Source organism: Azospirillum sp. INR13 (genome assembly GCF_015390205.1).
GTDB lineage: Bacteria > Pseudomonadota > Alphaproteobacteria > Azospirillales > Azospirillaceae > Azospirillum.
Window position 1 is genome coordinate 34,295 of record NZ_VUOI01000007.1, and the last position, 23,139, is coordinate 57,433.

Sequence of the window (23,139 nt, forward strand, 5' to 3'; positions counted from 1 at the left end):
CCTGTGTGTCGTGCCGGAAGCGTTACCGGTAACGGAACTGCCCCGGAAAGCGTTACCGGTAATGCCTTTTCGGTACAGAAACTCTCTATTTCAATGGTTCAGGTCCCGCCTTTGCCCTTTCGACCCGACTGCCGATCCGCTAATAAGAAGGCCACCCGGAAGACGGGCACGCGATGCAGGGGGAACAGATGGCCGATCCGACCGCCGTCGCCACACGGAAATCTGCAGGCAAACCAACAGGTAAACCGACCGGCAGGCAGGCGGGCCAGAATGCCGTGGAGCCGGTACAGACGGCTGCGCAGAAGCCCGCCCGCTGGGTGGTCTACAGCGCGCCGAAGGGCGGCACCGGAAAGACCACCAGCTGCAAGAACACCGCGGTGGCGGCCGCCAAGGACGGCATGCGCGTCGCGACGCTGGATTTCGATCCGCAGCGCACGCTGGGCCAGTGGCATGAACTGCGCCGTCCGCACGACGTCGCCGCCATCGACCATTATGAAGGCACGCTGGAGGAGATCGACGCGGCGCTGTCCCAGATCGACCCTGCCCGCTACGACGTGATCTTCATCGACACGCCGCCCTCGGTGGAACTCTATCCCGAAGCGACCAAGATCCTGCTGCGCCGCGCCGACCTCGTTCTGGTGCCGACCGGCGTGGGGCGTTTCGACAAGATGAGCGTCATCCCCTGGATGGAGTTCCTGCGCGATTACGGCCGCCCCGCCGCCTTCCTGCTGAACCGGGTCAAGCGCCGGTCGGTCAGCCTGCGGGAAGCGAAGCTGGAGCTGGGCCGGGTCGGGCGGCTGGTCCCGCACGAGGTGCCGGACATCGAGGACATGCACCGCGTCGACGACATCGGCTGCTCCATCGTCGATGTCGGTGCGGTGAACGGCGCCGACGAATGCCTGGGCGCCTGGTACTTCATCCGGCACGAGTTGGGGATCTGAACCCGGGGGATTTGAATATGGCCAACGTGAAGTCCTTCATGAAGAAGGTGGCGGAGCAGGGCAAGGCCGCTCCCCAGCCGGCTGCCCAGCCCGCGGCGCCCGCCCATGCGCCCACCGTGCCGGCCCGGACCAGCGCGGCGGTGGCGCCGTCCAAGGCCGACCGCCGGGCGTCGGACATCAGCGACGCCATCGTGCCCTGCCACACCCGGCAGGAATTCGCGCAGGAAATCCGCTATCACTGGAACCGCAGCCGCAAGGAATTCCTGTCGATCGGCCGCTATCTGAACCGCGCCAAGGAAATCCTGCCCCACGGCGATTTCGAGGCGATGATCGAGAGCGACATGCCGTTTTCGGTCGAGACCGCCTTCCGCTTCCGCGCGGTGGCGGAGGCGGTGGATACCGGCCGGCTGTCTCTGGAGGTGCTGCCGGGGGCGGAAAGCGTCGCCTACCAGATCGTCACCATGACGCCGGACGAGCTGGAACGCGCGAAGGCGCAGGGGCTGGTCCGTCCCGACGTGACCCGCCGCCAGCTGATCGACTTCAAGCGTTCGCTGCGCCCGCCGAAGGACGTGACGCCGAACGACCGGCGCCGCCAGCTTCTGGCCGAATATGCCCGGCTGCGCGCCCGCATGGCGGAGGTTCGCGACGAGTTGCGGCGCGACCACGGCATCGACCCGGAGCATGACTACGGCCGGCCGGGGCGAACCGGCGTCACCATCGACGTCGTTGCCGAGGATATGGGGGCCGAGGATATGGGGGCGGAGGATGTCGGCAGGGAGCCGGACGGCGCGTCGTAAGGCGCCTCGGTTCCAGTGCCGTCAGTTTCGGTGAGACGTGTGGGAACCGGGGCCGCCGTCGCCCCGGCGCGGTGACGATCCGCCGCCCAGCAGGTCGCCCAGCGCCCGGAAATCGCGCTGGAAGTTGCTGAAGAAGTCTCCGCCGCCTCCGCCGGTACGGGACACCTGGGCCGCCGACGTGCCCGTCGTATGGGTTTGGCTGTGGCTGGAACTCCGGTTCGACGTGCGGATCCGCCGTTCCGGGGCCTTCGGCTTGCGCGGCGGCGTCATTGCGGGCAGGGGAGGGGCGTCGGGCAGGGAGGCGATTTCCGGCGCGCGGGCGAAGGCATCGCCGCACAGGCCCTGGTCGGCCGCCTGCTCCAGCCGGTTCGGGTCAAGAAGCCAGCAGTCGAAGGCGTCGGTCTGGGGTTTTGCCGGTGCCTGAACCGTTGCAGCTTCCGCTGCCGGGACCATCGCCGGCATGGGAGGCGCCACGGGAGGTGACGGGGCGGGGGAGGGCAGGGGGGCATCGGCCTCCGGCGCGGACAGCAGCGGTTCAGCGGCGGCCGGCAGCGCCGCAGCCGCGACAAGGACGGCAAGCGTCGCTGCCGCGATCATCGCTGTCGGCATCGCCATTGCCGATCCGCTCCAGTTCCCCGTCCGGCCCTCGCCCGGCATCGCCCGTCCTTTCGTTCTTCGCAGTCGTCAGGAACGCCGCATCCCTCAACAGATAAACGCAACAGGCGGGCGGTTCGTCCACGCGAAATGGGGGCGGTGGCCGGAAGATGCGGTACTCCTTCGGGGCATGCTCTTCCGGTGCTTGCGTTCGCACCGGGTGCGGCGTTGTCGCAGGGGCGGCTTGGCGCTCTTGTCAGGGGGGCGGGTTGATGGGACAGTTCGGCCCCTGCTTCACCAGCGAGAACGGACGGCGGCGCCGGCGGATATGGCCGATTTCAACTGGAACGATCTGCGATTCTTCCTGGCGGTGGCCCGTGCCGGCACATTGACCACGGCGGCCCAGCGCCTGCGTGCCGACCACACCACGGTCAGCCGCCGCATTTCGGCGCTGGAGGATGCGTTGCGCGTCACCCTGTTCGAGCGGCGTCCCAGCGGATTCACGCTGACGCCGCAGGGCGAGCGGCTGAAACAGACCGCCGAGGTGATGGAAAGCGCGGCGCTTCTAGCCCAGGGCATGGTGGCCGACGGCGATCTGGCGCTTGCCGGCGCGGTGCGGATCGGGGCGCCGGACGGCTTCGGCAGCTGTTTCCTGGCGCCGCGCATCGGGAGCCTGTGCGAACGCCATCCGGAGCTGGAGGTGCAGCTGGTCGCCATGCCGCGCGTCTTCAGCCTGTCCAAGCGCGAGGCCGACATCGCCATCAGCCTGTCGCGTCCGCAGGAAGGGCGGCTTTATGCCCGGAAACTCACCGATTACCGGCTGGGGCTGTACGGCACAGCCGCCTATCTGGACGCCCGGCCAGCGATCCGCAGCCGCGCCGACCTGCGCGGCCAGTCCTTCATCGGCTATATCGACGACCTGATCTTCGCGCCCGAACTGGACTATGTCGAGACGATCGGGGAGGTGGTGCCGCGCATCAAGAGCAGCAGCCTCGTCGCCCAGCTGAAGGCGACGCAGGCCGGCGCCGGCCTGTGCATGCTGCCGGCTTTCATTGCCGGCGGTGAGCCCGATCTTGTGCCGGTCCTGCCGGAAGAACTGACGATCACCCGGTCCTTCTGGCTGATCGTGCACGAGGATCTGCGGTCGCTGGCGCGGATATCCATGACAGCAGACTACATCGCCGATCTGGTCCGGCGGGAGCAGGCGCTGTTCCTGCCCCCGCCGGTCAGCTGACTCACCCTTCGCCGCGCAGCATGCGGATGATGCCGGAGAAGTCGGTGCCGCCTTCGCCTTGCGCGTTCATCATGGCGTAGAGCTGTGCCGCCGCCGCACCCAGCGGGGTGGGGGCGCCGGCGCTCTGCGCCGCTTCCTGGGCCAGCTTCAGGTCCTTCAGCATCAGGGCCGCCGCGAAACCGGGCTGGTAATCGCGGTTGGCCGGGCTGGTCGGGACCGGGCCGGGGACCGGGCAATAGCTGGTCAGCGACCAGCACTGGCCCGACGAGGTGGAGGACACGTCGAACAGCGCCTGATGCGACAGGCCGAGTTTCTCCGCCAGGACGAAGGCTTCGCAGACGCCGATCATCGAGATGCCGAGGAGCATGTTGTTGCAGATCTTCGCCGCCTGACCGGCCCCGGCGCCGCCGCAATGGACGATCTTCTTGCCCATCGCCTCCAGGATCGGGCGGGCGCGCTCGAAGGCGTCGGCCTCGCCGCCGGCCATGAACGTCAGCGTGCCGGCAGCGGCACCGCCGACGCCGCCCGACACCGGCGCGTCGAGCGAGGCCGCACCCTTGGCGGCGGCCAGCGCATGCGCCTTGCGGGCGGAGTCGACGTCGATGGTGGAGCAGTCGATCAGCAGCGTGCCCGGCCGGGCCACCGCGACGATGCCGGTGTCGCCGTCATAGACGCCCAGCACATGCTTGCCGCCCGGCAGCATGGTGATGACCACCTCCGCCGCCGCGGCGATGGCCGCGGGGCTGTCGCCGATGGTGACGCCGGCCGCCTTGGCCGCGTCGATCGCGGCGGTGGACAGGTCGTAGCCCACCACCTGATGCCCCGCCTTCACGAGGTTCGCGGCCATCGGGCCGCCCATGTTGCCCAATCCGATGAAACCGATCACCGCCATCGTCGCGTCTCCCGTTGCTTTGGTTTTTTGGTTGCTTCCCCCTCTCCCCCCGGGGAGAGGGTCGGGGTGAGGGGGAGGCGTTGCGTGGATTTGGTGAGGAATGGAAGGTGCGCGGTTCTTGGAGATCCTCGCTGTGCGTCCCCCTCACCCTAACCCTCTCCCCGGGGGGGAGAGGGGATGAGGTGCGTGTTTCGGTTACGCCATCCGCCCGATCTCGCTGCGCGAGACGATCAGGCGCATGATCTCGTTGGTGCCTTCCAGGATCTGGTGCACCCGCAGGTCGCGGACGATCTTCTCCACGCCATAGTCCGCCAGATAGCCGTAGCCGCCGAACAGCTGCAGGGCGTTGTTCGCCACCTCGAAACCGGTGTCGGTGGCGAAGCGCTTCGCCATGGCGCAGAGGCGGGTCGCATCCTTGCTCTTCGCGTCCAGGGCCGAGGCGGCGCGGTGGACGAAGGTGCGGGCGGCCTCAAGCTCGGTCGCCATGTCGGCGATGCGGAACTGAAGCGCCTGGAAGCGGTCGAGCGACTGGCCGAAGGCCTTGCGCTCGGACATGTAGGTCAGCGCCTTGTCCAGTGCCGCCTGGGCGCCGCCGATGGAGCAGGCGGCGATGTTGATGCGGCCGCCGTCCAGACCCTTCATGGCGAACTTGAAGCCCATCCCCTCCTGGCCCAGCAGGGCGGATGCGGGGATGCGGGCGTCCTCCATGATGACGGCGCGGGTCGGCTGGGCGTTCCACCCCATCTTGTGCTCGTTGGCACCGAAGGACAGGCCGGGGGTGTCCTTGGGCACCAGGAAGGCGCTGATGCCGCCGGGGCCGTCCTCGCCGGTGCGGGCCATGACGAGGTAGAGGTCGGAGCTGCCGGCGCCGGAAATGAACTGCTTGGCGCCGTTCAGGACGTAGCTGTCGCCGTCACGCACCGCCCTGGTGCGCAAGGCCGCGGCGTCGGAACCGGCGTTGGCCTCCGTCAGGCAATAGCTGGCGAGCCATTCCATGGTGCAGAGCTTCGGCAGCCAATGCGCCTTCTGCTCGTCGCTGCCGAAATTGTCCACCATCCCCGCCACCATGTTGTGGATGGAGATGTAGGAGGCGATGGTCGGGCAGCCCTGGCTCAGAGCCTCGAAGATCACCACGGCGTCGAAGCGGCTGAGCGCCGAGCCGCCATGGTCCTCCGACACATAGATGCCGCCCATGCCGAGCTCGCCGGCGGCGCGCAGGGTGTCGACGGGGAAATGCTTCTTCTGGTCCCACTCGACGGCATTGGGCGCCAGCTCGTCGCGGGCGAAGGACAGCGCCATGTCGCGGATGGCGACCTGGTCTTCGGTCAGTTCAAAGGACATGCGTCACCTCGTGTAACCCCCCTCCCGCCGGAGGCGGGAGGGGGAATGTTACGCCCATCACTCCATGGTCGGAATGACGAAGCTGGCGCCTTCCTTGACGCCCGAGGGCCAGCGGGAGGTGACGGTCTTGGTCTTGGTGTAGAAGCGCACCGCGTCGGGGCCGTGCTGGTTCAGGTCGCCGAAGCCCGAACGCTTCCAGCCGCCGAAGGTGTAGTAGGCGAGCGGAACCGGGATCGGAACGTTGATGCCGACCATGCCGACATCGACGCGCGACGCGAAGTCGCGGGCGGCGTCGCCGTCGCGGGTGAAGATGGCGACGCCGTTGCCGTACTCGTGATCGTTCGGCAGGGCCAGCGCTTCCTCATAGCTATCGGCGCGGACGACGGAGAGCACCGGGCCGAAGATCTCCTCCTTGTAGATGCGCATGTCCGGCTTCACCTCGTCGAACAGGCAGCCGCCCATGTAGAAGCCGTTCTCATAGCCCTGCATGCTGAACCCGCGGCCGTCGACCGCCAGCTTGGCGCCTTCCTTGACGCCGATATCGACGTAGGACTTCACCCGCTCCAGATGTTCGCGCGTCACCAGCGGGCCGAAATCGGCGCTGCTGTCGGTCGAGGGGCCGACCTTCAGGCTCTCCACCCGCGGGATCAGTCGCTCCATCAGGGCGTCGGCGGTCTTCTTGCCGACCGGAACGACGACGGAGATCGCCATGCAGCGCTCGCCCGCCGCACCGTAACCGGCGCCGATCAGCGCGTCGGTCGCCTGGTCGAGGTCGGCGTCCGGCATCACCAGCGCGTGGTTCTTGGCGCCGCCGAAGCACTGCACGCGCTTGCCCGCCGCGCAGCCGCGATTGTAGATGTATTCGGCGATCGGGGTGGAGCCGACGAAGCCCACCGCCTTGATGTCGCGGTCGTCGAGGATGGCGTCCACCGCCACCTTGTCGCCGTGGACGACGTTCAGGATGCCCGCCGGCAGGCCGGCCTCCAGCATCAGCTCGGCCAGCTTGACCGGTACGCCGGGGGTGCGCTCCGACGGCTTCAGGATGAAGGCGTTGCCGCAGGCGATGGCCGGGGCGAACTTCCACATCGGGATCATGGCCGGGAAGTTGAACGGCGTGATGCCGGCGACGACGCCCAGCGGCTGGCGCATCGAATAGATGTCGATGCCGGGGCCGGCGCCGTCGGTGAACTCGCCCTTCAGCAGGTGCGGGATGCCGCAGGCGAACTCCACCACTTCCAGGCCGCGCTGGATGTCGCCCTTGGCGTCGACGATGGTCTTGCCATGCTCCAGCGACAGCAGCAGCGCCAGTTCGTCGTAGTCGCGCTGGACCAGATCGAGGAAGCGCATCAGCACGCGGGCGCGGCGCTGCGGGTTGGTGGCGGCCCAGCCGCGCTGTGCCTCCTTGGCGTTCTCCACCGCGGCGCGCATCTCCTCCACGCTCGCCAGCGGCACGCGGGCGCGCACCTCGCCGGTCATCGGGGAGTAGACGTCGGCGAACCGCCCCGACTTTCCGGAAACCAGCTTGCCGCCGATCAGGTGCTGAAGTTCGGTGGTCATCCTATTGTCCTCCCATGGGATTGTTTGTCACCATGTGGACCTGAGCGGCCTCGCGGATCGACCCGAAACTTTGCGCAACGGTTGTGCAGGAATGCGGCAAGGGTCCCGGCGGCGGGCCGGAACCGCGGTGCGGATCAGTCCGCCGTGCCCCCACTGGACTTCTGCCCGCTCATGGCCGCGGCGGCGAGGGCCTGCGCCTCGGTTTCTGCCTTCAGCCCGGCCTCGCGGCGTTCGCTGTAGCGGTCGGTCAGGTAGTCGCTGCGGTCGCGCACCAGCAGGGTGAACTTGACCAGCTCCTCCATCACGTCCACGACGCGGTCGTAATAGGGCGACGGCTTCATCCGCCCGGCCTCGTCGAACTCCTGATAGGCCTTGGCGACGGAGGACTGGTTGGGGATGGTCACCATCCGCATCCAGCGGCCCAGCACCCGCATCGCGTTGACCGCGTTGAAGGATTGCGAGCCGCCGGACACCTGCATCACCGCCAGCGTCCGCCCCTGCGTCGGCCGGACGCCGCCGCTTTCCAGCGGCAGCCAGTCGATCTGACACTTCAGGATGCCGGTGATGGTGCCGTGCCGTTCCGGGCTGACCCACACCTGACCTTCCGACCATTGCGACAGGGCGCGCAGCTCCGCCACCTTGGGATGGTCGGCCGGCACGCTGTCGGGCAGCGGCAGGCCGTGGGGGTCGAAGATGCGCGTCTCGGCCCCCATGCGCTGGAGCAGCCGGGCAGCTTCCTCGGCCAGGAATCGGCTGTAGGAGCGTTCCCGCAGCGAACCGTAGAGCAGCAGGATGCGCGGAGGGTGGCTCGACGGCTGCTCGGGTGTCAGCCTGTCGAGGTCGGGCGCATCGAGATAGGGCTCGTCCAGGCTCGGAAAGGAGTCGTGTTCGACGTGTTGGATATCATGCATGGGTGCGTCCCTCGTACCAGGGCTTGGTCGCCTTGACGATCTTCACCACCGACAGCATTACCGGCACCTCGACCAGCACGCCGACCACGGTGGCGAGCGCGGCGCCCGAGCCGAGACCGAACAGGCTGATGGCGGCGGCGACCGCCAGCTCGAAGAAGTTGGAGGCGCCGATCAGCGCCGCCGGCGCCGCCACGCACCATGCCACCCCGAAGCGCCGCGACAGCCAATAGGCCAGCCCGGCGTTGAAATAGACCTGGATCAGGATCGGCACGGCCAGCAGCAGGATGACCAGCGGCTGCGCCAGGATCCGCTCGCCCTGGAAGCCGAACAGCAGCACCAGCGTGGTCAGCAGCGCCAGCAGCGAAACCGGCTGAATCAGGTCGAGCCGGCGCTTCAGACCCGCCTCGCCGCCGCTTGCCAGCAGGCTGCGACGCCAGAGCTGAGCACCGACCACGGGGATGACGATGTAGAGCAGCACCGACAGCAGCAGCGTGTCCCACGGCACGGTGATCGACGCCACGCCCAGCAGCAGCCCGACCAGCGGTGCGAAGGCGAAGACCATGATGATGTCGTTCAACGCCACCTGGCTCAGCGTGTAATGCGGCTCGCCCTCGCACAGGTTCGACCAGACGAACACCATGGCGGTGCAGGGCGCCGCCGCCAGCAGGATCAGCCCGGCGATGTAGGAGGAAATCTGGTCCTGCGGCAGCAGCGGCGCGAACAGGTTGCCGATGAACAGCGTGCCCAGCAGCGCCATCGAGAAGGGCTTGACCGCCCAGTTGATGAACAGCGTCACCCCGACGCCGCGCCAATGCTCCTTGACCTGCCCCAGCGCGCCGAGGTCGATCTTCAGCAGCATCGGCACGATCATCAGCCAAATCAGCACCGCGACCGGCAGGTTGACCTGGGCGACCTCCGCCGCGGCGATGGCCTGGAAGACGCCGGGCACCAGATGGCCGAGCGCGATGCCGGCGACGATGCAGAGCGCCACCCAGACGCTGAGGTAACGCTCGAAAAGCCCCATGGCGGGGCGGGCCGCCGGGGCGGCGTGGATGTCGGTTGTCATGATCGCTTGTCCGTCAGGAGGCTTTGCCGATGCGCTGGCCGGCGGCGTCGACGACCTGCTCGCCGTCCTCCTTGGCGAAGGCACCGCGCTGGGCATCGGGGAGGATGTCGAGCACCGCCTCGGACGGGCGGCACAGCCGGACGCCGAGCGGCGTCACCACGATCGGCCGGTTGATCAGGATCGGGTGCGCCATCATGGCGTCGAGCAGCCGGTCGTCGCTCAACGACGGGTCGTCGAGCCCGAGCTCGGCAAAGGGCGTGCCCTTCTCGCGCAGCACGGCGCGCACCGGCACGCCCATGCGGCCGATCAGGTCGGCCAGTTCGTCGCGGGTCGGCGGCGTCTTCAGATACTCGATCACCGTCGGCTCGACGCCGCTGTTGCGGATCAGCGCCAGCGTGTTGCGCGAGGTGCCGCAATCCGGGTTGTGGTAGATGGTGACGGGCGTCATCGCGCCGCCTCCGTGGCGGCGGACGCCGTCCCCATGTCGTCCAGCTTGCGCTTCAGCGCCAGACGGTCGAGCGAGGCGATGGGCAGGCTGACGAAGGCCTGGATGCGGCGCTGGATCTGGCCGAACACCGTGGCGGTGAAGGCGGCCTTCTCCGCGTCGGTGCCCTGGGCGCTGGACGGGTCGGGGAAGCCCCAATGGGCGGTCATCGGCTGTCCCGGCCACACCGGGCAGACCTCGCCCGCGGCGTTGTCGCAGACGGTGAAGACGAAATCCATGTGCGGGGCGTCCGCTGCGGCGAACTCGTCCCAGGTCTTGGAGCGGAGTTCCGCGGTCGGGAAGCCGAGCCGCACCAGCAGGTCATGGACATAGGGATTGATGCGCCCGGAGGGCTGGCTGCCGGCGCTGAAGCCGCGGAAGCGGCCGCTTCCGCCCTTTTGGCCATCCCGGTTCAGCAGGCACTCCGCCATGACGCTGCGGGCGCTGTTGTGGGTGCACAGGAACAGGACGTTGTAGACGCGGTCGGTCATCGCTGGATTGCCTTTCCGGGCCGCGGAGCGCGCGGCGGTTGGGATCGGGGCCTCAGGCGTCGTGGTCACATCCGTCGGGACCACACGGAACGGCCTGGGTCAGGTCGGCAGAGCAGAGTTCGGGGCGCCCCTGGCAGCAATCCTCCATCAGGAAGGCGATCAGCCGGCGGGTGCCCTCATAGTCTGACGCGTAGAAGATCTGCCGCTGCACCCGCCAGGAGCGGAGCAGGCCGGCGCGTTCCAGCGTCGCCAGATGATGGGACAGGGTGGAGGCCGGAACCCCCACCTGCTGGGCGAGATCGCCGGCCGTCAGCCCGTTCGGCCCCACCGTAATCAGCAGGCGGAACACCGCCAGGCGGGTTTCCTGGGCGAGGGCGGCGAAGGCGTTGGTGGCTGCTTTCATTTCCATGTTTCGAAGATAGTGGAAACATGGAAGCCGAACAAGTGACGGTTTCGTGACGGGCCCGGCGCCGCGCAGGGCCGCTTGGGGAACACCCGAACGTGCGGGAAGACTTGCGGCGTCGCGGCGCTTATAGTGCGCCCTCGCTTCTGGGCCGGGCCATCCGGTGCGGGAAGTGGGGAATGCCGCAGAACGGCGAAGCGGAACGAACATGACCAGTCACGAAGACGTCTTCGACACGCCGCAGGCACGGCAGCCGACCATCCTGTCGGTCTACAACCAGAAGGGCGGCGTCGGCAAAACGACCACCTCGGTCAACCTCGCCCTGTCGCTGGCCGCACTGGGCAAGAGCGTCGTCCTGATCGATTTCGACCCGCAGAGCAGCGCCACCAGCAACTTCCTGCTGCGCGACAAGGCGAAGGTCGGCATCAACGACCTGCTGCGGCAGGAGACTTTCGTCGAGGACGCCATCACCCCGACCGCCTTCGACGGGCTGTCGATGATCGTCGGCGCGCGCAAGCTCTATTCGCTGGAACATGCGCTGGACAGCCGCGGCGGGTCGCAGCGCGGCCTGCGCAAGGCGCTGCATTTCTCGCGCAACCCGCCGGATTACGTCGTCATCGACTGTCCGCCGGCTCTCGGCCATCTGGCGGCCGGCGCGCTGGCGGCGTCCGACCGGCTGGTGGTGCCGGTGTTCCCCGGCCGCTATGCGCTGGACGGGCTGCGGCGCACCCTGCAGGTGGTCGAGCATATCCAGAACGGGCTGAACCCCAACCTGTCGCTGGCCGGCATCCTGATGATGTCGATCACCAACGACGAGGTGGGACGCGAGTCGATGACCCAGCTGCGCACCGAATTCCCCGACCTGATGTTCCGCACCGCCTTCCCCTATGACGTGGACGTGGTGAAGGCCACCTACCGCCGCATGCCGGCGGCGATCTTCACGCCGGAGGGGCGGACCACCGCCCGTTTCGCGGCGCTGGCCTGGGAAATCGTCCACGGCCGCGGCAGCACGCCCGACGACGCGCAGCTGAAGCCGGCGCTGGAGCGCATCCAGGCGTGGCACGAGGCGACCGACACCTCCTACAGCGCGCGGCGCGCCTCCTCCATCGACGAGGCGGACGAGCCGTCGGGCAGCGGGGGCAACGGCGCCCGGCAGGCGGAGCGCGCGCAGGCCGGCCGCGGCGGGATGGGGGCCGGCATCGTGGGTCTGGTGATCGGGCTGATCGCCGGCTTCGCGTTGGGTGCCGTCGTGGGGCAGCCGGTTCTGGGCAAGCTGCTGGCGGGTCTGGGGGGGTGAGTTGTTCCCTCTCCCCCCCCGGGGAGAGTGGGACAGGTGGATCCCACGTTCAAGAAGAGGCCATCATGCTTCCTGTCGATGCCGTGCTGCGCAAGGTGGACGAGTCTTTCGAGGAGTCGGTCGGGCGGCTTTGCGAGCTTCTGCGCATTCCCTCGGTCAGCACCGACCCCGCCTATGCCGGCGATGTCCGCCGCGCCGCCCAATGGTGCGCCGACAGGCTGGCGGCGATGGGCTTCACGGTGACGCTCAACGAAACGCCGGGCCATCCCATCCTGGTCGCCCATCATCCGGGGCCAGGGCCGGGGCCGCAGGGGGTGGAGACGCCCCATGTGCTCTATTACGGCCATTACGACGTCCAGCCCGCCGACCCGGTCGAACTGTGGAACAGCCCGCCCTTCGAGCCGGTGATCGTCGAGGCCGAGCGGGGGCGCCGCGTCGTCGCCCGCGGTGCCGCCGACGACAAGGGCCAGACCATGACCTTCATGGAGGCCTTCGAGGCCTGGCACGCCGTCCACGGCTCTATCCCCATCCGCGCCACCGTGCTGCTGGAGGGCGAGGAGGAGACCGGCAGCCCGTCGCTGCCGCGCTTCCTGAAGGAGCATGCGGACGAACTGCAGGCCGACTTCTGCCTCGTCACCGACACCAACGCCTGGGACGTCGACACCCCGGCGATCACCACGCGGCTGCGCGGCCTGCTCTATCTGGAGGCCACCGTCACCGGGCCGGGCCACGACCTGCATTCCGGCCTGTTCGGCGGCGCCGTGCCCAACCCGATCAATGTGCTGACCGGCATCCTGGGCCAGATCCACGATGCCGACGGGCGGGTGCGCTTCGACGGCTTCTATGACGGCGTGCGCGAGTTGCCGGACGAGCTGCTGGCGCAGATCCGCGGCCTGCCGCTGGACGAGGCGCAGTTCCTGGGCGCGCTCGGCCTGACCCGAAGCCATGGCGAGGCGGGGCGGACGCTGCTGGAGCGCATCTGGACCCGGCCGACCTGCGACATCAACGGCATCTGGGGCGGCTATACCGGCGAGGGATCGAAGACGGTCATCCCGGCCAAGGCGTCGTGCAAGCTGAGCTGCCGGCTGGTGCCCGGCCAGGACCCGGCGGCCGTCGAGGCGTCGGTCCAGCGCTTCTTCGAGGAGCGGCTGCCGGCCGACTGCACGGTCAGCTTCCGCAGCTTCAGCTCGTCGCCCGGCATCGAGGTGCCGACCGACACGCCATGGATGCAGGCGGTGCGCGGCGGGCTGAAGGAGGCGACGGGGCGCGACGGCGTGCTGATCGGCGGCGGCGGGTCGATCCCCATCGTCGGCTGGTTCCGCGAATATCTGGGGCTGGATACCATCCTGGTCGGCTTCGGCCTGGACGACGACCGCATCCATTCGCCGAACGAGAAGTTCGAGTTGAAATGCCTGCGCAACGGCATCCGCAGCCATGCGGCGATAGTGGGGCGCTTGGCGGCCGGCCGGATCGGCTGACGCCGATGCGCGGGCCGGGGGGCGACGTGTTCCCCCGGCCCGTCGCGCTCAGCCGGCCTCGGCCGAAGAGGAGGCGCTCCACAGGTTGATGCCGGCGTCGGCGACGGCGTGGGTGTCGATCTCCGCCAGTTCCTCCGGCGAGAAGGACAGGTTCTTCAGCGCGTCCAGCGAGTTGTCGAGCTGCTCCACGTTGCGCGCGCCGATCAGGGCGGAGGTCACGCGCGGATCGCGCAGCACCCAGGCGACGGCCATCTGCGCCAGCGTCTGGCCGCGCCGCTGGGCGATGGCGTCGAGCGCCCGGATGCGCTCCAGATTCTCCGGCGACAGGAAATGCGCCCGCAGGGTGCCGCCCTTGGCGGCGCGGGCGTCTGTCGGCTGGTTGCCCAGATACTTGTTGGTCAGCATGCCCTGGGCCATCGGCGAGAAGGCGATGCAGCCCATGCCGAGATCGTCCAGCGTGTCGAGCAACCCGCCTTCGATCCAGCGGTTCAGCATGGAGTAGGAGGGCTGGTGGATCAGGCAGGGGGTGCCCAACTCCTTCAGGATGCCCGCCGCCCGCCGCGTCATCTCCGGCGAGTAGGAGGAGATGCCGACATAGAGCGCCTTGCCCTGGCGGACGATATGGTCCAGCGCGCCCATCGTCTCCTCCAGCGGGGTGCGCGGATCGACGCGGTGCGAATAGAAGATGTCGACGTAGTCGAGGCCCATCCGCTTCAGGCTCTGGTCCAGGCTGGAGACCAGATACTTGCGGGAGCCCCAGTTGCCGTAGGGGCCGGGCCACATCTCGTAACCGGCCTTGGTCGAGATGACCATCTGGTCGCGGTAGGGGCGGAAATCGGTGGCGAGGATGCGGCCGAAATTCTCCTCCGCCGAGCCCGGCGGCGGGCCGTAATTGTTGGCGAGGTCGAAATGGGTGACGCCGCGGTCGAAGGCCCGGCGCAGCACGGCGCGCCCGGTCGCGAACACGTCGGTGCCGCCGAAATTCTGCCAAAGCCCCAGCGAAATGGCCGGCAGGTCGAGCCCGCTGCGGCCGGTGCGGCGATAGCTCATGCCCTCGTAGCGCTGGTCGGCGGCAAGGTAGGGCGGCTGCATGGCGTTCTCCCGATGTGATCTTGAGTGATATATCAGCATAGGGCGCCGTGGGGACGCTGCGCAATGGTGCGGCGGGTCATATCACTCCCGGTCTTGCCGACCGGACGGCGTGGCGCAGACCTTGCGCACGCAGCCGCGCAGCCAGCGGTGAGCCGGGTCGGCGTCCAGCCGCGGGTGCCACAGCAGGGAAACGGTGACTTCCGGGGCGGGGAAGGGCAGGGCGAAGCTGTGGAGACCGGCGCGCAGGCCCGCCGTGTGCCGTTCGGGGACGCTGACGATCAGGTCGGTGCCGCGCACCAGCGCCAGCGCCGCGGCGAAGCCGCCGACCGTTGCGACCACGCGGCGCTGCAGGCCCAGCCGCTCCAGCGCCTCGTCCACCAGCCCGCGGTCGTCGCCGCGCCGCGACACCAGAACATGCCGGCCGGCGGCATAGCGGGCAGCGGTGATGTCGCTCTCGCACAGCGGATGGCCGGTGCGCACGACGCCGATGAAGCGGTCGTGGAACAGCGCCTGGGCGCGCAGTTCGGGGCCGCTGCCCTTGACGACGACCCCGGTTTCCAGATCGACCGAGCCGTCGCGCAAGGGGCCGCTGTCCTTGTCCGGCTTCGACAGGAAGCGGATGCGGACGCCGGGAGCCTCCCCGGCGATGCGGGTGAGCAGGGCGGCGCCGTAGCTTTCCACGAAGCCGTCGCTGGTCCGCAGGGTGAAGGTCCGGGTGAGCTGGTTCAAGTCGAGGTTCTCGGCCGGGCGCAGAGCCGCCTCCGCCTCCTGCACCAACTGGTGCACGCGGTCGCGCAGGTCGAGCGCGCGCGGCGTGGGGACGAGGCCGCGCCCGGCCCTGACCAGCAGCGGGTCGCCGGTCGCCGTGCGCAGCCGCGCCAGTGCCCGGCTCATCGCCGACGGGCTGAGCCGCAGCCGCCGCGCCGCGCCGGCGACGCTGCCCTCCGCCAGCAGGGCGTCCAGAGTGATGAGCATGTTGAGGTCCGGTGCGGTCATGCGCCGGATCGTATCACGACTTGTCCCGATCGCCGCTGCCGGGACATGGCGCCGGATGCACGAATACAGTGCGGATGCTGCGCGTTCCGCCATGTCATCCCGCGTCCTAGCCTTGGCGTCTGTCCTGGATGAAGGAGGGTGTCATGAGGGAAGCGCTTGCGCAGAGGGATGAGGTTGCCGCAACAGGCGGGGCGATCCGTTGGGGGCTGGCCGGTCTGGCGCTGGCGACGCTGCTGTCCTCGCTCGGCACCAGCATCGCCAATGTCGGCCTGCCGGCGCTGGCGTCGGCGTTCGCGGTGCCGTTCCGCGAGGTGCAGTGGGTGGTACTGGCCTATCTGCTGTCGATCACCACGCTGATCGTCGGGGTGGGGCGGCTGGGGGACATGGTCGGGCGGCGGCGCCTACTGCTGGCCGGGATCGCGCTGTTCACGGCGGCGTCCGCCGTGGCCGGTGCGGCATCCGGCCTGTGGATGCTGGTGGCTGCAAGGGCGGTGCAGGGGCTGGGGGCGGCGGTGATGATGGCGCTCGCCACCGCCTTCGTCGGCGACACGGTGCCCAAGGCGCGGATCGGCCGGGCGATGGGGCTGATGGGAACCATGTCGGCACTGGGGACCGCGCTCGGCCCGTCGCTGGGCGGTGTGCTGATCGCGGCGTTCGGCTGGCCGGCGATCTTCCTTGCCACCGTGCCGCCGGGGGTGGTGGCCTTCCTGCTGGTGCGGCGGCACCTGCCGGCCGACCGGGAGGAGACGGGAAGCGGGCAGGGGAGGTTCGACATCGCCGGCACGCTGATCCTCGCGCTGACGCTGGCGGCCTATGCGCTGGCGATGACGGGCGGGCACGGCTGGCTCGACTCCGTGCTGCTGGCGGCGGCGGCCGGCGGGGCGGGGCTGTTCCTGGCGGTGGAGAGGGCGGTGGAGGCACGGACGGCGTCGCCGCTGCTGCGGACCGGCATGCTGCGTGACCGGGGGCTGAGCGGCCGTCTGTCGATGAGCATGCTGGTGGCGACCGTGCTGATGGCGACGCTGGTGGTGGGGCCGTTCCACCTCGCCCGCGCGCTCGGGCTGGGAGCGGCGGCGGTGGGGACAGTCATGTCGGTGGGACCGCTGGTGGCGGCGCTGACCGGCGTCCCGGCCGGCCGGCTGGTCGACCGGTTCGGCGCGCCGGGCATGACGATCCTGGGGCTGAGTGCCGTGGCGGCCGGCTGCGTCCTGCTGGCGCTGCTGCCGGCGACGCTTGGCGTGGCCGGGTATGGTGTACCGATTGCCGTGGTCACCGCCGGTTACGCGCTGTTCCAGACCGCCAACAACACGGCGGTGATGGCGGATGTGGAGAAGGACCGGCGCGGCGTGGTGTCGGGGCTGCTCAATCTCTCGCGCAATCTGGGGCTCGTCACCGGCGCCTCGGCGATGGGGGCGGTGTTCACGCTGGCGACGGGGGCGGAGGTGGCCGCCGCGGCGCCGGACGCCGTCGCGGCCGGAACCCGGACGACCTTCGCCGTCGCGGGCGGGCTGATCGCCGTGGCGTTCGCCATTGCCATCGGGGTGGCGCGGCGGCGGTAGGCGCCGGTTCGGAAGCCTGACGACCGGGACAATGCTACCATGACAATTTCACTGGTCGGTCGTGGCTTGTCATGCAGACCATCCGCAGGTGCGAACCAATCCGGGCCGGACCGATGGAACCCTTCGTATCTCAAGGGTTTCTCTGGGCCGCAGCGGGGAGCGATTCCCCCTGTGGCCGAAAAGATACATCCGATATCGGAAATGTAATGGTGACAATGTTCCGTTTGACCCCGCCGATTACGTCTCCATAATCCTGATTGTCTCGATTGTTCGAGCAATGTGCGCCAGATTATGGAGGATCCGATGCGCCACACCGACGTGACCCGCAGTTCCGGCACTTTCACGGCAGCCCCGGGCGCCGTCCCGGCCGCCGACCGCGTCACCCGTGTCGCCTCGCGCCCCCTCTGGCGGTTGCTCGACCTGTTGTTTTCCGCGCTGGAACGGCGCAAACAACGCCATGCACTGATGGGCCTCGACGACCATCTGCTGAAGGACATCGGCGTCAGCCGGGCCGAGGTGGAACAGGAAGTGTCGAAGCCGTTCTGGCGGGGATGAGACGATGGCCGACAAATCCATTCAGGGCGGATCCATTCAGATCGACTACGCGGTCGAACCGGACCTGACTGCGGACGATTTCATCGACGTTCTGGAACGCTCCGGGCTGGCCGAGCGCCGGCCCGTGGGCGACCGCCCGCGGGTGGAGGCGATGCTGCGCAACGCCGGCCTGATCATCACCGCAAGGGCCGAGGGACGGCTGGTCGGCGTCGCCCGGTCGATCACCGACTTCGTCTATTGCTGCTACCTGTCCGACCTTGCCGTCGACCGCGCCCTGCAGGGGCGCGGCATCGGCAAGGAGCTGATGCGCCGCACCCGCGACGCGATGGGGCCGGGCACCATGTGCCTGCTGCTGTCGGCCCCCAAGGCCATCAGCTTCTACGAGCAGGCCGGGCTGAAGCGGCACGAGCAGGCCTTCCTGTTCACCGATCTGGAATAAGGCCCCGGACTCAAAGGCCTTAAAGGACAAGGGGGAGCATCGCCGCCATGCCCGACATCATGAGCAACAGCGTGGCCGACACCACGGGCCTCGCCATCTCCTACACCGATGTGGCGGGCGCGGCGGAGCGGATCGCCGGCGTCGCCCACCGCACGCCGGTGCTGACGAGCCGCACCGCCGACACGCTGACCGGCGGCGAGCTGCTGTTCAAGTGCGAGAATTTCCAGCGCACCGGCGCCTTCAAGATCCGCGGCGCCTACAACGCCATCGCCCGCTTCACGGCCGTCCAGCGCGCCGTCGGCGTCGTCGCCTATTCGTCCGGCAACCACGCCCAGGCCATCGCGCTGGCGGCGTCGATGCTGCGGGTGAAGGCGACCATCGTCATGCCGATGGATGCCCCGGCGGCCAAGCTGGCGGCGACGCGCGGCTATGGCGCCGAGGTGGTGCTGTACGACCGCTATGCCGAGCCGCCCGACGCCGCCGTCGCCCGCGTACTGGAGGAGCGGGGCGGCACCTACATCCCGCCCTTCGACCACCCGCATGTGATGGCCGGCCAGGGCACCGTCGCCAAGGAACTGATCGAGGAGGTTCTGGCGAACGGCGGCGCACCGCTCGATATCCTGGTCGTGCCGACCAGCGGCGGCGGGCTGCTGGCCGGCTGCGCCGTGGCGGCGAAGACGCTGAACCCCGGCTGCCGCGTCATCGGCATCGAGCCGGAGGCCGGCAACGACGCCCAGCAGAGCCTGCGCAGCGGCGGCATCGTCCGCATCGAACCGCCGAAGACCATCGCCGACGGCGCCCAGAGCCGTGCGGTCGGCCAGCTGACTTTCCCGGTGATGCAGCGGCTGGTCGACGACATCGACACGGTCACCGACGACCAGCTGGTCGACGCCATGCGCTTCTTCGCCAGCCGGATGAAGATGCTGGTGGAGCCGACCGGTTGCCTCGCCGCCGCCGCGGTGCTGTCCGGCAAGCTGGATGCGCGCGGCAAGCGCGTCGGCATCGTCGTCACCGGCGGCAACGTCGACCTCGCCCGCTTCGCCGCGCTGGTTCAGGCTGGCTGACCTCCCTCTCCCGCGCCGGGAGATGGAATTGGCACCTCATCGACTTATTCCCCCAAGACGTAAGGGATCGATCCCATGACCGGGAAAACCATGCGCCTGCCCATCTATCAGGTCGATGCCTTCACCGACCGCGTCTTCGCCGGCAACCCGGCGGCGGTCGTGCCGCTGGACTCCTGGCTGCCCGATTCGCAGCTCCAGGCCATCGCGGCGGAGAACAATCTGGCGGAAACCGCCTTCTTCATCCGTGCTGGAGATGGCTACGAGCTGCGCTGGTTCACCCCGGCGGTGGAGGTCGATCTGTGCGGCCATGCCACGCTGGCGACCGCCTTCGTCATCGCCACGATTCTGGAGCCCGGCCGCGAGCGCATGGACTTCGCCACCCGGCAGGCCGGCACGCTGACCGTCACCCGCGACGGCGACCGCTACACGCTGGACTTCCCCAACCGTCCGCCCAAGCCGGCGGAGAACCCCGACCCCAACCTGCTGGCGGCGCTTGGCGGCCCGGCGCCGGTCGCGATCCTGAGCGGGCGCGACTATCTGGTGGTGTACGAGTCGGCCGACGCGGTGCGGGCGCTGGCGCCGGACATGGCGCTGCTGGCGAAGCTGGATATGTGGGCCGTCTGCGTCACCGCACCGGGAGAGGACGGGGTCGATTTCGTCTCGCGCCTGTTCGCCCCGGCCCAGGGCATCCCGGAGGACCCGGTCACCGGCTCCACCCACTGCATGCTGACCCCCTATTGGGCGGAGCGGCTGGGCAAGACCGTGCTGACGGCGCGTCAGGTCTCGGCCCGCGGCGGCGACCTGCTGTGCGAACTGGCCGGCGACCGCGTGAGGATCGGCGGGCAGGCGGTGCTGTATCTGGAAGGCTCGATTCTGGTCTGAGGCGGGGGAGAAGCAGCCATGTCCGACAATTCCGTGCGTCTCTTCTCCTACGGCACCTTGCAGCAGGAGAATGTGCAGCTGGCGTCCTTCGGCCGGCGGCTCGCCGGGCGGGCGGATGCCATGCCGGGCTATCGCCGCGACATGCTGGAGATCACCGATCCGGAGGTGATCCGCACCAGCGGCAAGCGCTTCCACCCCGTGGTCAGCAAGAGCGCGAACCCGGCCGACGAGGTGGCCGGCACCCTGTTCGAGATCACCGCGGAAGAGCTGGCCGCCGCCGATTCCTATGAGGTCGCGGATTACAGGCGCGTCGTGGTCCGCCTGAAGTCGGGGGCCGAGGCTTGGGTGTATGTGAAGGCGTGAGGGCGAACATCGGCGGCAAACGGCAAGGGCCAGCCGCCGCCGGTGTCACATCACCTTTTCGAAGCGGAACATCTCGCCGCCGCCGGGCAGGCCGGACGGGCCGGGGAAATGCGGATCCGGGTGCCGGTCGCTGAAGAACTCGACGATCTTGAAGCCGCACTTGTTCACATAGAAGTGGATGTTGCGCTTCTCGAAATAGGGCGTGTGGGTCTGCCAGGCGCGCGTTCCGGGATAGCGCCGCTCGATCGCCATCCAGGCCTTTAAGCCCAGTCCCCGGCCATGCTGCGCCGGCGACAGGAAGAAGAGGTCCAGCGAATTGCGCTGCGTCGCCTCGTCGATCACGACGACGGCGCCGCCGACCTTTCGGCCATCGCAAAGGATATGCAGAAGCTCGGTGCCCGGCGCCGTCATGGATTCGTCGAGGTCGCTGCCGGAGGGGATCGAGCCTTCCGGAAGGGAGCCGAACTCCTCAATGACGGCGACCGCGAAGGATGCCTCCATATCCGCCTTGAAGGCCGGCAGATCGCCGGGCCCGACCGTGGCGAGGGTAACCTCGCCGTCCTGCTTGGTCCTGGTCATCACGCGGTATCGGCGGCCGGGTTGCCCCTTACGCCTCCGTCTCCATCTTCTGTTCCACCGCGGCGGCCTTGATCGCCTTCTGCAGCTTTTCGAAAGCGCGCACTTCGATCTGGCGGACGCGTTCGCGGCTGATGCCGTATTTCTGCGACAGGTCCTCCAGCGTCGTCGGCGCCTCGCGCAGGCGGCGTTCGGTCAGGATGTCGCGCTCGCGGTCGTTCAGCGCGGTCATGGCGTTCGCCAGCAGCTTGCGGCGCTTGCCCAGCTCCTCGCGGTCGGCCAGCGTGATTTCCTGGCTGGCGGTCTCGTCGACCAGGAAATCCTGCCATTCGCCCTCGCTTTCCGCCCGCAGGGGCGCGTTCAGCGAATGGTCGGGGCTGGCGAGGCGCCGGTTCATGTTGACGACGTCCTGTTCCGGCACGTCCAGCTTGGTGGCGATGGCGTGGACCTGCTCGGGCGACAGGTCGCCTTCCTCGATCGCCTGCATCTGGCCCTTCAGCCGGCGCAGGTTGAAGAACAGCTTCTTCTGGGCGGCGGTGGTGCCCATCTTCACCAGAGACCAGCTGTGCAGGATGTATTCCTGGATCGCCGCGCGAATCCACCACATGGCGTAGGTCGCCAGCCGGAAGCCGCGGTCGGGGTCGAAGCGCTTGACCGCCTGCATCATGCCGACATTGCCTTCGGAGATCAGTTCCGACAAAGGCAGGCCGTAGCCGCGGTAGCCCATGGCGATCTTGGCGACCAGCCGCAGGTGGCTGGTGACGAGCTGGTGGGCGGCGCCGGAATCCTCATGCTGCTGCCAACGCTTGGCCAGCATGTATTCCCGCTGCGGCTCCAGCATCGGGAACTTGCGGATTTCCTGGAGATAGCGGGACAGATTGCTCTCGGACCCGATCGCCGGAAGGTTGGACGCCGTCGCCATGGTTCTAAAACCCCCTTTATGACGGCCGGTGCGCGCCGACATGAATTCATGCGCACACTGCCGTTCTTCAGCGCGGGTTCCATAGGCCCCTTTCAATGAGCGGGCGGCGGAACCTCGCCATTGACCGGGAGTCTAACCAAGAACGATTTCCCGGTGTATCGTTTTAAACCGTCTCCAAGGTGACAATTAGTTCATGAATATCCGCCGGGATTGGGGAGCGGAAGGTCACGATCTCGCCACTGACCGGATGACGGAAGGTCAGCGCCGCGGCATGCAGCGCCTGTCGCGAAAACCCAACAAGTCCGGTCCGCGCCGGTTCCGGCAGCAGCGAGGCGAATTTGCCGCCGGGCCGTCCCGACCGCCCGCGGCCATAGAGCGGATCGCCGACCAGCGGGTGGCCGATGTGGGTCAGGTGGACGCGGATCTGGTGGGTGCGCCCGGTCTCCAGCACGCATTCCACCAGCGACGCCGCCATGCCGAAGCTCTTCAGCACGCGGTACTTGGTGGCGGCGTGTTTTCCGCCGCCGGTCACCACCGCCATCTTCTTGCGGTCGGCGCTGCTGCGGCCGATGTTGCCCTCGATCCGGCCCTGCGTCGGGTTGGGCACGCCCCAGACCAGCGCCAGATAGGTGCGGCTCAGCGTGCGGTCGGAGAATTGCTCCGACAGGCCATGGTGGGCGCGGTCGTTCTTGGCGACCACCATCAGGCCGCTGGTGTCCTTGTCCAGCCGGTGGACGATGCCCGGCCGCCGCACCCCGCCGATGCCGGACAGGCTGTCGCCGCAATGGGCGAGCAGGGCGTTGACCAGCGTGCCGTCCGGGTTGCCGGCGGCGGGATGCACGACGAGGCCGGCCGGCTTGTCGATCACCAGCACGTCGGCATCCTCGTACACCACGTCGATCGGGATGTCCTGCGGCACCGGTTCGGCGGTCTCCGCCCCCGGCACCTCGACCTCGAAGGTCTGGCCGGGTTTGACCCTCAGGGACGGGTCCGTTATCGTCCGCCCGTCGCCGCGCACGCAGCCCTGTTCCAGCAGGGCCTGCACGCGCGACCGCGACAGGTCCGGCAGACCGGCGGCCAGCGCCTTGTCCAGCCGTTGGCCGGCCGCCTCGTCGGGAATCGTGTAGGCCAGCGGCCCGGCGGTTCCGGCGGGCGAACCGCCGTCCTCCGGATCGAAGAAGTCGTCCGACATGTCGTCAGGCATT

At 68.8% G+C, this 23,139-nt stretch carries 25 protein-coding genes; 11 read left to right on the top strand and 14 right to left on the bottom strand.

What is annotated here, in order from left to right:
* Positions 1-188: 188 nt before the first annotated feature.
* On the top strand, positions 189-941 hold the full coding sequence (locus tag F1643_RS07870; protein ID WP_255542530.1) for a ParA family protein: 753 nt from the start codon (positions 189-191) through the stop codon (positions 939-941).
* 17 nt (positions 942-958) lie between these two features.
* Positions 959-1,738: a DUF3102 domain-containing protein gene (locus F1643_RS07875; protein WP_194912421.1), complete on the top strand. Its 780-nt coding sequence runs from the start codon at positions 959-961 to the stop codon at positions 1,736-1,738.
* A gap of 21 nt (positions 1,739-1,759) precedes the next feature.
* Here the strand turns inward: F1643_RS07875 and F1643_RS07880 are convergent, their stop codons facing one another.
* Complete coding sequence (locus F1643_RS07880) at positions 1,760-2,353, bottom strand: hypothetical protein (protein ID WP_194912422.1); 594 nt, start codon at positions 2,351-2,353, stop codon at positions 1,760-1,762.
* Between the two features lie 307 nt (positions 2,354-2,660).
* Here F1643_RS07880 and F1643_RS07885 point away from each other — a divergent pair, with 307 nt between their 5' ends.
* Complete coding sequence (locus F1643_RS07885) at positions 2,661-3,566, top strand: LysR family transcriptional regulator (protein ID WP_194912423.1); 906 nt, start codon at positions 2,661-2,663, stop codon at positions 3,564-3,566.
* Position 3,567: 1 nt separating this feature from the next.
* Here F1643_RS07885 and mmsB read toward each other — a convergent pair whose 3' ends face one another.
* The 8 genes from mmsB to F1643_RS07925 all read right to left on the bottom strand — a co-directional run bounded on the left by mmsB (position 3,568) and on the right by F1643_RS07925 (position 10,711).
* The gene (gene mmsB, locus F1643_RS07890) at positions 3,568-4,458 is read right to left on the bottom strand and encodes a 3-hydroxyisobutyrate dehydrogenase (RefSeq protein WP_194912425.1); all 891 of its coding nucleotides are present in this window, start codon (positions 4,456-4,458) and stop codon (positions 3,568-3,570) included.
* Between the two features lie 195 nt (positions 4,459-4,653).
* Positions 4,654-5,799 carry an isobutyryl-CoA dehydrogenase gene (locus F1643_RS07895; RefSeq protein WP_194912427.1) on the bottom strand — a complete coding sequence of 382 codons (1,146 nt, stop codon included), beginning with the start codon at positions 5,797-5,799 and terminating at the stop codon, positions 4,654-4,656.
* 57 nt (positions 5,800-5,856) lie between these two features.
* Positions 5,857-7,356 carry a CoA-acylating methylmalonate-semialdehyde dehydrogenase gene (locus F1643_RS07900; RefSeq protein WP_194912429.1) on the bottom strand — a complete coding sequence of 500 codons (1,500 nt, stop codon included), beginning with the start codon at positions 7,354-7,356 and terminating at the stop codon, positions 5,857-5,859.
* Between the two features lie 134 nt (positions 7,357-7,490).
* Positions 7,491-8,267, bottom strand: a complete 777-nt coding sequence (gene arsH, locus F1643_RS07905; protein WP_194912431.1) for an arsenical resistance protein ArsH — start codon at positions 8,265-8,267, stop codon at positions 7,491-7,493.
* On the bottom strand, positions 8,260-9,333 hold the full coding sequence (gene arsB / locus F1643_RS07910) for an ACR3 family arsenite efflux transporter (RefSeq protein WP_194912432.1): 1,074 nt from the start codon (positions 9,331-9,333) through the stop codon (positions 8,260-8,262). The genes arsH and arsB overlap by 8 nt, the downstream gene beginning before the upstream one ends.
* A gap of 13 nt (positions 9,334-9,346) precedes the next feature.
* Entirely contained in the window at positions 9,347-9,781 is a 435-nt protein-coding gene (arsC, locus tag F1643_RS07915; protein WP_194912433.1) for an arsenate reductase (glutaredoxin), read from the bottom strand.
* The gene (locus F1643_RS07920; RefSeq protein WP_194912434.1) at positions 9,778-10,308 is read right to left on the bottom strand and encodes an arsenate reductase ArsC; all 531 of its coding nucleotides are present in this window, start codon (positions 10,306-10,308) and stop codon (positions 9,778-9,780) included. The genes arsC and F1643_RS07920 overlap by 4 nt, the downstream gene beginning before the upstream one ends.
* A gap of 52 nt (positions 10,309-10,360) precedes the next feature.
* Positions 10,361-10,711: an ArsR/SmtB family transcription factor gene (locus F1643_RS07925; protein ID WP_370540520.1), complete on the bottom strand. Its 351-nt coding sequence runs from the start codon at positions 10,709-10,711 to the stop codon at positions 10,361-10,363.
* A 208-nt stretch (positions 10,712-10,919) separates the two neighbouring features.
* On the opposite strand from F1643_RS07925, the gene F1643_RS07930 reads away from it, so the two are divergent.
* Both F1643_RS07930 and F1643_RS07935 read left to right on the top strand, forming a co-directional pair.
* Entirely contained in the window at positions 10,920-12,008 is a 1,089-nt protein-coding gene (locus tag F1643_RS07930; protein WP_194912436.1) for a ParA family protein, read from the top strand.
* Between the two features lie 65 nt (positions 12,009-12,073).
* Positions 12,074-13,486, top strand: coding sequence for a M20/M25/M40 family metallo-hydrolase (locus F1643_RS07935; RefSeq protein ID WP_194912438.1), 1,413 nt, complete (start codon positions 12,074-12,076; stop codon positions 13,484-13,486).
* 48 nt (positions 13,487-13,534) lie between these two features.
* Here F1643_RS07935 and mgrA read toward each other — a convergent pair whose 3' ends face one another.
* A complete protein-coding gene (mgrA, locus tag F1643_RS07940; protein WP_194912440.1) occupies positions 13,535-14,578 on the bottom strand; it encodes an L-glyceraldehyde 3-phosphate reductase in 1,044 nt (347 codons plus the stop codon).
* 81 nt (positions 14,579-14,659) lie between these two features.
* A complete protein-coding gene (locus tag F1643_RS07945) occupies positions 14,660-15,574 on the bottom strand; it encodes a LysR family transcriptional regulator (protein ID WP_194912443.1) in 915 nt (304 codons plus the stop codon).
* A 143-nt stretch (positions 15,575-15,717) separates the two neighbouring features.
* Between F1643_RS07945 and F1643_RS07950 the strand changes: the two genes are divergently transcribed.
* The 6 genes from F1643_RS07950 (at position 15,718) to F1643_RS07975 (ending at position 20,436) form a co-directional block, all read left to right on the top strand.
* Positions 15,718-17,133, top strand: coding sequence for an MFS transporter (locus tag F1643_RS07950; protein ID WP_194912446.1), 1,416 nt, complete (start codon positions 15,718-15,720; stop codon positions 17,131-17,133).
* A gap of 303 nt (positions 17,134-17,436) precedes the next feature.
* Positions 17,437-17,688 carry a DUF1127 domain-containing protein gene (locus F1643_RS07955; protein WP_255542531.1) on the top strand — a complete coding sequence of 84 codons (252 nt, stop codon included), beginning with the start codon at positions 17,437-17,439 and terminating at the stop codon, positions 17,686-17,688.
* 4 nt (positions 17,689-17,692) lie between these two features.
* On the top strand, positions 17,693-18,127 hold the full coding sequence (locus F1643_RS07960) for a GNAT family N-acetyltransferase (protein ID WP_194912449.1): 435 nt from the start codon (positions 17,693-17,695) through the stop codon (positions 18,125-18,127).
* A gap of 47 nt (positions 18,128-18,174) precedes the next feature.
* Positions 18,175-19,191, top strand: a complete 1,017-nt coding sequence (locus F1643_RS07965; protein WP_194912450.1) for a threo-3-hydroxy-L-aspartate ammonia-lyase — start codon at positions 18,175-18,177, stop codon at positions 19,189-19,191.
* Between the two features lie 75 nt (positions 19,192-19,266).
* Positions 19,267-20,073 (top strand): PhzF family phenazine biosynthesis protein, encoded by an 807-nt coding sequence (locus F1643_RS07970; protein ID WP_255542532.1) that lies wholly within the window; start codon positions 19,267-19,269, stop codon positions 20,071-20,073.
* Between the two features lie 18 nt (positions 20,074-20,091).
* Positions 20,092-20,436 carry a gamma-glutamylcyclotransferase family protein gene (locus F1643_RS07975; RefSeq protein WP_194912451.1) on the top strand — a complete coding sequence of 115 codons (345 nt, stop codon included), beginning with the start codon at positions 20,092-20,094 and terminating at the stop codon, positions 20,434-20,436.
* Positions 20,437-20,481: 45 nt separating this feature from the next.
* Here the strand turns inward: F1643_RS07975 and F1643_RS07980 are convergent, their stop codons facing one another.
* The 3 genes from F1643_RS07980 to F1643_RS07990 all read right to left on the bottom strand — a co-directional run bounded on the left by F1643_RS07980 (position 20,482) and on the right by F1643_RS07990 (position 23,138).
* Positions 20,482-21,015: a GNAT family N-acetyltransferase gene (locus tag F1643_RS07980; protein ID WP_194912454.1), complete on the bottom strand. Its 534-nt coding sequence runs from the start codon at positions 21,013-21,015 to the stop codon at positions 20,482-20,484.
* A 28-nt stretch (positions 21,016-21,043) separates the two neighbouring features.
* Positions 21,044-21,934: an RNA polymerase sigma factor RpoH gene (rpoH, locus tag F1643_RS07985; RefSeq protein WP_194912457.1), complete on the bottom strand. Its 891-nt coding sequence runs from the start codon at positions 21,932-21,934 to the stop codon at positions 21,044-21,046.
* 163 nt (positions 21,935-22,097) lie between these two features.
* Complete coding sequence (locus F1643_RS07990) at positions 22,098-23,138, bottom strand: RluA family pseudouridine synthase (RefSeq protein WP_255542533.1); 1,041 nt, start codon at positions 23,136-23,138, stop codon at positions 22,098-22,100.
* Position 23,139 lies beyond the last annotated feature (1 nt).

Excerpts from the sequence above, each read along its gene's own strand:
- rpoH (WP_194912457.1), bottom strand. The coding sequence starts at position 21,934 with ATGGCGACGGCGTCCAACCTTCCGGCGATCGGGTCCGAGAGCAATCTG.
- F1643_RS07885 (WP_194912423.1), top strand. The coding sequence starts at position 2,661 with ATGGCCGATTTCAACTGGAACGATCTGCGATTCTTCCTGGCGGTGGCC.
- F1643_RS07975 (WP_194912451.1), top strand. The coding sequence starts at position 20,092 with ATGTCCGACAATTCCGTGCGTCTCTTCTCCTACGGCACCTTGCAGCAG.
- F1643_RS07920 (WP_194912434.1), bottom strand. The coding sequence starts at position 10,308 with ATGACCGACCGCGTCTACAACGTCCTGTTCCTGTGCACCCACAACAGC.
- F1643_RS07970 (WP_255542532.1), top strand. The coding sequence starts at position 19,267 with ATGACCGGGAAAACCATGCGCCTGCCCATCTATCAGGTCGATGCCTTC.
- F1643_RS07965 (WP_194912450.1), top strand. The coding sequence starts at position 18,175 with ATGCCCGACATCATGAGCAACAGCGTGGCCGACACCACGGGCCTCGCC.
- F1643_RS07925 (WP_370540520.1), bottom strand. The coding sequence starts at position 10,711 with ATGAAAGCAGCCACCAACGCCTTCGCCGCCCTCGCCCAGGAAACCCGC.
- F1643_RS07980 (WP_194912454.1), bottom strand. The coding sequence starts at position 21,015 with ATGACCAGGACCAAGCAGGACGGCGAGGTTACCCTCGCCACGGTCGGG.
- arsB (WP_194912432.1), bottom strand. The coding sequence starts at position 9,333 with ATGACAACCGACATCCACGCCGCCCCGGCGGCCCGCCCCGCCATGGGG.
- F1643_RS07955 (WP_255542531.1), top strand. The coding sequence starts at position 17,437 with ATGCGCCACACCGACGTGACCCGCAGTTCCGGCACTTTCACGGCAGCC.
- arsH (WP_194912431.1), bottom strand. The coding sequence starts at position 8,267 with ATGCATGATATCCAACACGTCGAACACGACTCCTTTCCGAGCCTGGAC.
- F1643_RS07895 (WP_194912427.1), bottom strand. The coding sequence starts at position 5,799 with ATGTCCTTTGAACTGACCGAAGACCAGGTCGCCATCCGCGACATGGCG.
- F1643_RS07870 (WP_255542530.1), top strand. The coding sequence starts at position 189 with ATGGCCGATCCGACCGCCGTCGCCACACGGAAATCTGCAGGCAAACCA.
- F1643_RS07950 (WP_194912446.1), top strand. The coding sequence starts at position 15,718 with ATGAGGGAAGCGCTTGCGCAGAGGGATGAGGTTGCCGCAACAGGCGGG.
- F1643_RS07930 (WP_194912436.1), top strand. The coding sequence starts at position 10,920 with ATGACCAGTCACGAAGACGTCTTCGACACGCCGCAGGCACGGCAGCCG.
- mmsB (WP_194912425.1), bottom strand. The coding sequence starts at position 4,458 with ATGGCGGTGATCGGTTTCATCGGATTGGGCAACATGGGCGGCCCGATG.
- F1643_RS07960 (WP_194912449.1), top strand. The coding sequence starts at position 17,693 with ATGGCCGACAAATCCATTCAGGGCGGATCCATTCAGATCGACTACGCG.
- F1643_RS07990 (WP_255542533.1), bottom strand. The coding sequence starts at position 23,138 with ATGCCTGACGACATGTCGGACGACTTCTTCGATCCGGAGGACGGCGGT.
- F1643_RS07935 (WP_194912438.1), top strand. The coding sequence starts at position 12,074 with ATGCTTCCTGTCGATGCCGTGCTGCGCAAGGTGGACGAGTCTTTCGAG.
- F1643_RS07945 (WP_194912443.1), bottom strand. The coding sequence starts at position 15,574 with ATGACCGCACCGGACCTCAACATGCTCATCACTCTGGACGCCCTGCTG.
- F1643_RS07880 (WP_194912422.1), bottom strand. The coding sequence starts at position 2,353 with ATGGCGATGCCGACAGCGATGATCGCGGCAGCGACGCTTGCCGTCCTT.
- mgrA (WP_194912440.1), bottom strand. The coding sequence starts at position 14,578 with ATGCAGCCGCCCTACCTTGCCGCCGACCAGCGCTACGAGGGCATGAGC.
- arsC (WP_194912433.1), bottom strand. The coding sequence starts at position 9,781 with ATGACGCCCGTCACCATCTACCACAACCCGGATTGCGGCACCTCGCGC.
- F1643_RS07875 (WP_194912421.1), top strand. The coding sequence starts at position 959 with ATGGCCAACGTGAAGTCCTTCATGAAGAAGGTGGCGGAGCAGGGCAAG.
- F1643_RS07900 (WP_194912429.1), bottom strand. The coding sequence starts at position 7,356 with ATGACCACCGAACTTCAGCACCTGATCGGCGGCAAGCTGGTTTCCGGA.